Annotated in this window: 6 protein-coding genes; 2 read left to right on the top strand and 4 right to left on the bottom strand. The window is 68.4% G+C overall.

All coding sequences use genetic code 11. The annotated features are described in order from the left end of the window. Window positions 1-740: 740 nt before the first annotated feature. The 4 genes from Pmi06nite_RS40345 to Pmi06nite_RS40330 form a co-directional block, all read right to left on the bottom strand. The gene (locus tag Pmi06nite_RS40345) at window positions 741-1,925 is read right to left on the bottom strand and encodes an NAD(P)/FAD-dependent oxidoreductase (protein ID WP_203958530.1); all 1,185 of its coding nucleotides are present in this window, start codon (window positions 1,923-1,925) and stop codon (window positions 741-743) included. Then, window positions 1,922-2,119: a ferredoxin gene (locus Pmi06nite_RS40340; RefSeq protein WP_203958529.1), complete on the bottom strand. Its 198-nt coding sequence runs from the start codon at window positions 2,117-2,119 to the stop codon at window positions 1,922-1,924. Before Pmi06nite_RS40340 ends, Pmi06nite_RS40345 begins: the two co-directional genes overlap by 4 nt. Window positions 2,120-2,144: 25 nt before the next feature. Then, window positions 2,145-3,389 carry a cytochrome P450 gene (locus Pmi06nite_RS40335; RefSeq protein ID WP_239114545.1) on the bottom strand — a complete coding sequence of 415 codons (1,245 nt, stop codon included), beginning with the start codon at window positions 3,387-3,389 and terminating at the stop codon, window positions 2,145-2,147. 643 nt (window positions 3,390-4,032) lie between these two features. After that, window positions 4,033-4,536 (bottom strand): MarR family winged helix-turn-helix transcriptional regulator, encoded by a 504-nt coding sequence (locus Pmi06nite_RS40330; RefSeq protein WP_239114544.1) that lies wholly within the window; start codon window positions 4,534-4,536, stop codon window positions 4,033-4,035. A 90-nt stretch (window positions 4,537-4,626) separates the two neighbouring features. On the opposite strand from Pmi06nite_RS40330, the gene Pmi06nite_RS40325 reads away from it, so the two are divergent. Further along, the gene (locus Pmi06nite_RS40325; protein WP_203958528.1) at window positions 4,627-5,160 is read left to right on the top strand and encodes a MarR family winged helix-turn-helix transcriptional regulator; all 534 of its coding nucleotides are present in this window, start codon (window positions 4,627-4,629) and stop codon (window positions 5,158-5,160) included. Beyond that, window positions 5,157-7,385 carry an MFS transporter gene (locus tag Pmi06nite_RS40320; RefSeq protein ID WP_203958527.1) on the top strand — a complete coding sequence of 743 codons (2,229 nt, stop codon included), beginning with the start codon at window positions 5,157-5,159 and terminating at the stop codon, window positions 7,383-7,385. Before Pmi06nite_RS40325 ends, Pmi06nite_RS40320 begins: the two co-directional genes overlap by 4 nt. Window positions 7,386-7,396: the final 11 nt, after the last annotated feature.

Raw genomic sequence — 7,396 nt, 5'->3', positions numbered from 1 at the left:
TTGACCCCCAGGCAACCCAGACGGGGGCGGGATCAGCCGCGATACCCGCCCCCACCTGCGGAAACGATCCTCAGCCGTCCACCGGCATACGCGGCCGTCCACGGCGACAGTCACCCAGATAGTCACCCAGTCCGAGGCGATCTGGAGATACCTGCCGTGGCCTCGGCCGTGCGTTCTCGTGAGCACGCTGGGCCACACTCCCCCGACTAGCTTGTCGGCCCATAAGCAAGAATGCCAGCCATGACGATTGGCGCTTCTGACCACCTGTGGTTCGAGCAGCGATTTCCAGACCTCGGCGAGGGAGCCCGACCGCAAAGCCGCCAGGCCTGAGCACCGGAAGCCGCGCTGCAGTCACCCCTGCCCACCAAGATCTGGGTGTTCTCAGGTGCAGTCTCGCTCCACCTGCCCGGACTCCTCGATCACGCTACTGACCTGCGCGTTCGCCTCTCGCTACCTCTGGTCAGTTGCCGCTGGTTTACGAACTCTCACGGAACAGCTACGGAACAAGATCGCCCCGAGCCCTGATGCGTCGACAACCTCGCGCCCCAACTGTTCATGACGCTCGGTAACCGACAATCTCCGCCCTTCACACGCGTCGGGGTCCTGGTCGTGGTCACTCTCCCCCGTTCTCCTCACCGCTGCCATCTCCTGGCCGGTGAGCCGCGGGTCAAGGCTCAGCCCCCCGACCGCGAAGCGGCCTGGCCTTTACGCCCGCCGCTCCGGCCGGACACTCAGGCATGTCAAGGGCATGTGGCTGCGGCGGCTGTCCAGGAAGCCTGTTCGGCGACGAGCCGGCGCAGTCCGCGCGTTTCGCGCGGGCTATTCCAGCCGAGGACTCCGACGATCTTGTCGTTGTAGGCGTAGGCGGCGGTGAAGCAGCGGTCCGCCGGGTCGCCGCGCAGGATCCGAAATTCGGCACCCGGGGGGAAGAAGCCGTATGCCTGGATCTTCGTGTCGTACTGGTCGGTCCAGAAGTAGGGGATGGGGGCGAAGGGGATTGCGTCGCTGAGCAGGTTGCCGGCCACGGCCATGGCTTGTTCGGTGGCGTTCATCCGGTGCTCCAGCCGCATCCGCGTGCCGTAGCGTGGGTTGTACCAGGATGCGACGTCGCCGGCGGCGTAGATGCCGGGGGCGGCCTGGCACAGCTTGTCGCACACGACCCCGTCCTCCAGGCGCAGGCCGGAGCCGTCCAGCCAGCCGGTCGCGGGCTCGGAGCCGACGGCCATCACCACCACGTCGGCCGGCAGCAGCATGCCATCGGCCAGTTCCACTCCGGTGACCAGGCCGCCCGCACCGCTCAGTCGGCGGACCGGCACCCCGCAGCGCAGCCGCGTTCCCTGGTCGCGGTGCAGTTCGGCGATGAGCGCGCCGATCCGGTCGCCGAACGGGCGGCGCACGGGGACCGGCTGCGGCGCGGTCAGGGTGACCTCCAGACCCATCGAACGGGCCACCGCCGCGACTTCCGTGCCGAGGAACCCGGCGCCCACGACGACGACCCGGGGCCCGGCGAGCAGCGCCGCGCGCAGGGCGAGGGCGTCGCCCAGGGTGCGCAGCACGTACGCCCCGGCCAGGTCGCAGTGGGGAAGGCGGCGGGGAGTGACACCCGTGGCGATGACCAGACCGTCGAAGCTCAACCGGTCGCCGTCGCTCAGCCGCACCTGACGGTTCGTGACGTCCAGCCCGGTGGCGGCGCGGCCGAGCCGTACGTCGGCGTCGAGTCCGGCCAGTTGCTCTTCCGAGCGCAGGGCCGCTCGCTGGGGTTCCCACGTGCCGGCTAGGACCTGCTTGGACAACGGCGGCCGGTCGTAGGGCGCGTGCGGCTCGTCACCGATCAGAGTCAGCTTCCCGTCGTAACCCTTCCGGCGGAGGGCCTCCCCCGCGCTCAGGCCTGCGGCCGAGGCGCCGACGATGACGATCCGGTTCACTCTTCTTCCACCCGGATCGCCAGTGCGGGGCAGACGGCGGCGGCCTGCCGGACATCGTCGGCCAGCTCAGCGGGCGGGTCCGGGTTGAGCAGAATGACGACGCCGTCCTCGTCGCGCTGGTCGAACACGTCCGCGGCGGCGAGCACGCACTGGCCGGAGGCGACGCACTTGTCTTGGTCGATGAACACCTTCATGAGTTCCTCCTCAGTGATTCCCCGGTCACCAGGCGACGGGTAGTTCGTAGACGCCGTAAACGATCGCGTCATGTTTGAACGGCACCAGGTCGAGGTCCACCGCCAGGCGCAAGGTCGGGATGCGGCGGTACAGCGTGCCGTAGACGACCTGCAGCTCCACCCGGGCCAGCGGCTGGCCCAGGCACTGGTGCACGCCGAACCCAAAGGCCACGTGCCGCCGGGCGTCGCGGTGGATGTCGAGCCGGTCCGGGCAGGCGAAGGCGGTGGCGTCCCGGTTGCCGATGTCGTTGGCCAGGATCACCCCCTCGCCGGCGCGGATGGTGTGGCCGTCGATCTCGATGTCCTCCAGCGCCACGCGGCGCCGCCCGCCGTGCACGATGGTCAGATAGCGCAGGAGTTCCTCGACCGCGCCGGCGATCAGCTTCGGGTCGTCAGTCTCGCGCAGTGCGGCCAGTTGGTCCGGGTGCTGCAGCAGCGCGAGGGTGCCCAGCGCGATCATGTTCGCGGTCGTCTCGTGCCCGGCGACCAGAAGGAGGCGGCCCATCAGTGCCGCTTCCTGCCGAGACAGCTCGCCGGTGGCGACCCGCTGTGCGGCCAGGTAGGACAGCAGATCCTCGCCCGGGTCGGCCAGTTTGTCGGCGATCAGCCGGTCGAGATAGTCGATAAGCCGATGCTGGGCCGCCATCGCCTCGTCGGGTGGCGTGTCGCGGTTGACGAGCAGCCGGCTGTTTTGCTGGAAGAAGTCGTGGTCGGCGTACGGGACGCCGAGCAGCTCGCTGATCACCAGTGAGGGCACCGGCAACGCGAACGCCTGGACCAGGTCTACCGGCGTCGGGCCGGCGAGCATGTCGTCGATGAGATCATCCACGATCTTCTGGATGGCGGGACGTAGCGCCTCGACTCGCTTGATGGAGAACGGTGCTGTCACCATGCGGCGAAGGCGGGCGTGCTCCGGGTCGTCCATGTTGATGAAGGTCCGCATCCCCTTCTTGACCTCCTTTTGACCCGTGGTCGCATGGGGATAATGCGGATGTGCGGCGTCCGCGCTGATCCGCGGGTCGGACAGCAGGACACGTTGGTGGTCATAGCGGCTGATCAGCCAGGGCGCGCTGCCGTCCCATAGCCGGACCCGGGTGATAGGAGCGTCGGCCTGCAACGTGCGCAGGAACGGCGGAGGGTCGAACGGGCAGCCGGTCGCCCGGGGCATCGGGAATTGGGGCGCCTCGGCCGGAGGAGTGTCACTCATACTGGTCACCAAGTCGGCGCTCATGGTTATCCGTCCTTTCGAAAAGTCCATTGCCGCACGAGCAGTGGAGGAGCCGACAGGCATCTCACCGTCGCGATGGCCACTCGGCAAGCGCCGCCGCGACCTCCTCGACGTCCTCTCAGGTGCGTTCCATCCATAAATAGATTTATCGGATGTCTATATAGATAGTCTATGTAAATTTGGTATAGCGTTGTCATGGAGACCGCAAAGGGCGACGGTCCACCCGCGCGACGCGGCGGTTCAGTCGATCCAGCCCAGGGCGCATCCGGGTCGTCAGATCGGTGATGAATGCCGTGGTGTCCAGCAGCTTTACAGCTCGTACGGGATCCGCTCGACGCCGCCGGTGTCGGCGTCGACCACGCCCTCCAGCCACGCCCTCGATCAGCACCGGCAAGAGGTCGACTGTGGTCCCCGAGACACAGAAGGGGCCGACCCGAACCCTCGGATCGGCCCTCTGAGCTGCGTCGGGACGACAGAATGTGAACCTGCGACCCCTCGACCCCCAGCAGGGCTGGGTACGTGGTTTCCGCAGGTTAGGTGGCACATGATGCGCGATGCACCGTTCAGGCGTACTGGGAGTGTTCGGGTTCGCGCATCACGTGTGGTCCCCAGATGGTCCCCAGCGTCGACGCGCGCAGGCGATGGCTCAGCCGTCCAGCCCTGTCCCGACGCCGCCGATTGAGGGGCCGGGGTCGCGCTGTTGGTCGTCGAGTTCGCGAAGGTGCTCCAAGGCCGGGACCGCGGCGCCCAGGGCGGCCGCTTCGTCCAGCGGCAGTCTGTCGATGAGCTGCGCGAACGCCTCGATGTTGGCTCGGCGCCGGGCGTGAAGGTAGTCCGAGCCCGCGGCGGTGATGGCGACCAGCACGACACGCTTGTCAGCCGGGTCCTTGCAGCGCTCGACGAGACCGGCCCGCTCCAGGCTGATGACCAGCGCGGTGACGGACGGTTGAGTGATGCCTCCTATCGCCGCTAGGTCCGTGATGCGGCGGGGACCTGTGCTGTCCAGGGTGGACAGGGTCGACACCGAGGTCATGCTCAGGTCCCGAGGGGCGTGGCGCACCAGCGAAGAGAGCAGCCCGACGACCGCGCCGGCCGAGCGGGTCAAACCGTCGGCGCTCCCCGTCCCGCTCCCGGAGGCGGATCGACTCATGCATAGAAGCATAGCCGCATCTATATGAATCCCCTGTCGGTCACGAAACTACATTGACTGTCTATATAGATTATCAATAGAGTTGCGCTCATGGCAGCAGAACCGCCGACACGGACGCCCCGGTCGCCGGCCACAGACGATCTTGTGGCGGCCGGCGAGGCGCTGGAGCGCGTCTCGCGGTGGATCAGACGTGCCATACCGCACGGCGGCCCGGGCGGAGTCGCACTGTCAGTGCTGGCCGCGGTCGTCTCGACCGGACCGCTGCGGATCTCCCATCTCGCCGATCGGGAGGGGATCAGCCAGCCCGGCATGTCGAGCGTGGTCAATCGCCTGGCGGAGGCCGGCCTGGCCGAGCGGCGGGCCGACCCGGCAGACGGGCGGATCGTACTGGTCGCGGCGACGTCCGCTGGACGGGCGCAGTTGGACGCGCTGCGGTCCTCCCGCGCCCAGGCACTGGTCACGCACCTGAGCAGGCTGCCCGCCGGTCAACAGCGAGCGCTGTGCGCATCGATCGACGCGCTGAACACGCTCATCGCACATCCCATTGCAGAGGGAAGACCTATGACCCAGATCGAGTCTCCGCGGTGCTACCGCGGCAACGCCGACGCAGAAGGAGCCTCATGAGCGGCTCCCACGACACCCGCGTACAAGCCAGGCATTCGGCGGCGGAGGTATCGAGCGCACCGAGCCCGTTCCGCCAGCCGAAGGCCGTCTGGGCGGTGGCGTTCGCCTGCGTGATCTCCTTCATGGGCATCGGGCTGGTCGATCCGATCCTGCCGTCGCTCGCCTCCCGACTGCAGGCGAGCCCCAGCCAGGTGGAGTTGCTATTCACCAGCTATCTCGTGGTCACCGCGCTGGCGATGCTGATCACCGGCTGGGTCTCCAGCCGTCTCGGCGCCAAACGCACGCTGATCGCCGGCCTGGTGCTGATCGTGGTGTTCTCCGCGATCGCCGGCACCAGCGGAAGCATCGGGGAGATCGTCGGCTTCCGAGCCGGCTGGGGCCTGGGCAACGCTCTGTTCATCGCGACCTCTCTGGCGGTGATCGTCGGCTCGGCCAGCGGCGGGTTCAGCGGCGCGATCGTGCTGTACGAGGCGGCTCTCGGCATCGCGTGCGGCCCGCTGCTGGGAGGCCTGCTGGGCAACATCAGTTGGCGCGGACCGTTCTTCGGCGTCGCCGTCCTGATGCTCATCGCCCTGGTGGCCACCGCGATCCTCGTCCCCCCGACCCCGCGACCGGCCCAGCGTTCCTCCGTCAGCGAACCGATCAAGGCGCTGCGGCACCGTAGCCTGGCCACCACCAGCGCCACCGGTCTGCTCTACAACTGGGCCTTCTTCACCATCCTCGGCTACGCCCCGTTCCTGATGCACCTGTCCCCGCTGAAGCTCGGGGGTGTCTTCTGCGGCTGGGGTGTGCTGGTCGCGATATTCGCGGTTTTCGGCGCCCCGGCGCTCAAGGCCCGCTTCGGCACCGCCCGCACCCTGTATGTGACCATGGCGCTGATGGCCGTCGACTCCCTGGTGATCGGTGTGTTCCCCGAGCGCCCGGAAGTCGTCATCGGCGCGACAATCGCCTCGGGCATTTTCATCGGCACCAACAACACCCTGGTCACTACCGCGGTGATGAGCATCGCGCCGGTACCGCGTCCCGTCGCGTCAGCCACCTACGGATTCGTGCGGTTCATCGGCGGCGGATTCGCCCCGTTTGTGGCCGGCAAATTGGTCGAGCACTACAACACGCACGTCCCCTTCATTCTGGGGGCGGTGACGGCCGTCGCGGGCGCCGTGGTGTTGAGCACAGTGCATCGCGCGTTGAGGGAAGCTGACAGGGAGGAAGCTCACGCGGGGACGTCGCACCAGCGGATGGACGCCGAACAGGCGGTCCGCGACACACCCGGACTGCCCGAGGAGGCCATCCTCGCCGAGATGGCGCTGATCGAGGACCGCACCCTCAACGAAGGCACCGCGGACAACGGCGCCCCGAACACATGGGAACTGGCGTCCGTGAGAGCCGGCGACCAGGACGTCCTCAACGGCTTAGCCGCCGCCCAGAACACGGTGTACGCGTCGGCGGAACGGCGGAATGGCAGCGGTGGTGGCGGAATCCGCGGCTTCATCCGTGGCGCCGACGGCACACCGGTAGGCCACGCCACCCTCACCCTGATCGACGTACGAGGCCACCAGCTCGGGCGCGCGGTCACGCACCCCGACGGCAGGTACAGCCTGTGGACGCCCGGCAGTGGCACATACGTCCTGATCGCCTCTGCCGGCGAGCACGACCCTCAGGTCGCGACTCTCGTCGTCGGCGACCAGCCGCTGGACTTCGACCTGGTGCTCACCGGCTCGGGGAAGTTCTCCGGAACCGTGCGCGACGCGGAAGGCAGGCCGGTGGCCCAGGCGATGGTCATCGTGACGGACGTGCGCGGCGAGGTGGTCACCACGGGAATGACCGGCGAGGACGGCGCCTTCGGCTTCGCGGGGGTCGTCGCGGGCACCTACACGCTCGCGGTCAGCGCCGCCGCCCACCGTCCCGCCGCGGTGCCCGTCGAGGTCGGCGACGGCCAGACCAGGCAGGACATCGAACTGCTACCCGGTGCCCACGTCCGCGGCACGGTCCGGGTCAAGGGCGGTGGCGGCCTACTCGCCGACGCCAGGGTCACGTTGCTCGACTCCGCGGGCAACGTGATCGGCACGGCGACGACCGGCGAGGACGGAGAGTACGCCTTCGCCGACCTTACGGGTGGTCAGTACACGCTCATCGCCACCGGGTACCCGCCCATGGCCAGCGCCCTCAACCTGACCGGGCAGGGCGACGACGAGCACGACCTGTGGCTCGGGCACCCGGAATGACGCCGGTGCGG

Origin of the sequence: Planotetraspora mira, from assembly GCF_016863275.1 — a bacterium.
GTDB lineage: Bacteria > Actinomycetota > Actinomycetes > Streptosporangiales > Streptosporangiaceae > Planotetraspora > Planotetraspora mira.
The sequence above is the reverse complement of the archived record's forward strand: the minus strand, read 5'-3'. Positions and strand labels throughout refer to the sequence as shown.

What these genes read in the sequence shown, in the direction of transcription:
- Pmi06nite_RS40330 (WP_239114544.1), bottom strand. Translation starts at nt 4,536, where the DNA reads ATGAGTCGATCCGCCTCCGGGAGCGGGACGGGGAGCGCCGACGGTTTG.
- Pmi06nite_RS40335 (WP_239114545.1), bottom strand. Translation starts at nt 3,389, where the DNA reads ATGAGCGCCGACTTGGTGACCAGTATGAGTGACACTCCTCCGGCCGAG.
- Pmi06nite_RS40320 (WP_203958527.1), top strand. Translation starts at nt 5,157, where the DNA reads ATGAGCGGCTCCCACGACACCCGCGTACAAGCCAGGCATTCGGCGGCG.
- Pmi06nite_RS40340 (WP_203958529.1), bottom strand. Translation starts at nt 2,119, where the DNA reads ATGAAGGTGTTCATCGACCAAGACAAGTGCGTCGCCTCCGGCCAGTGC.
- Pmi06nite_RS40325 (WP_203958528.1), top strand. Translation starts at nt 4,627, where the DNA reads ATGGCAGCAGAACCGCCGACACGGACGCCCCGGTCGCCGGCCACAGAC.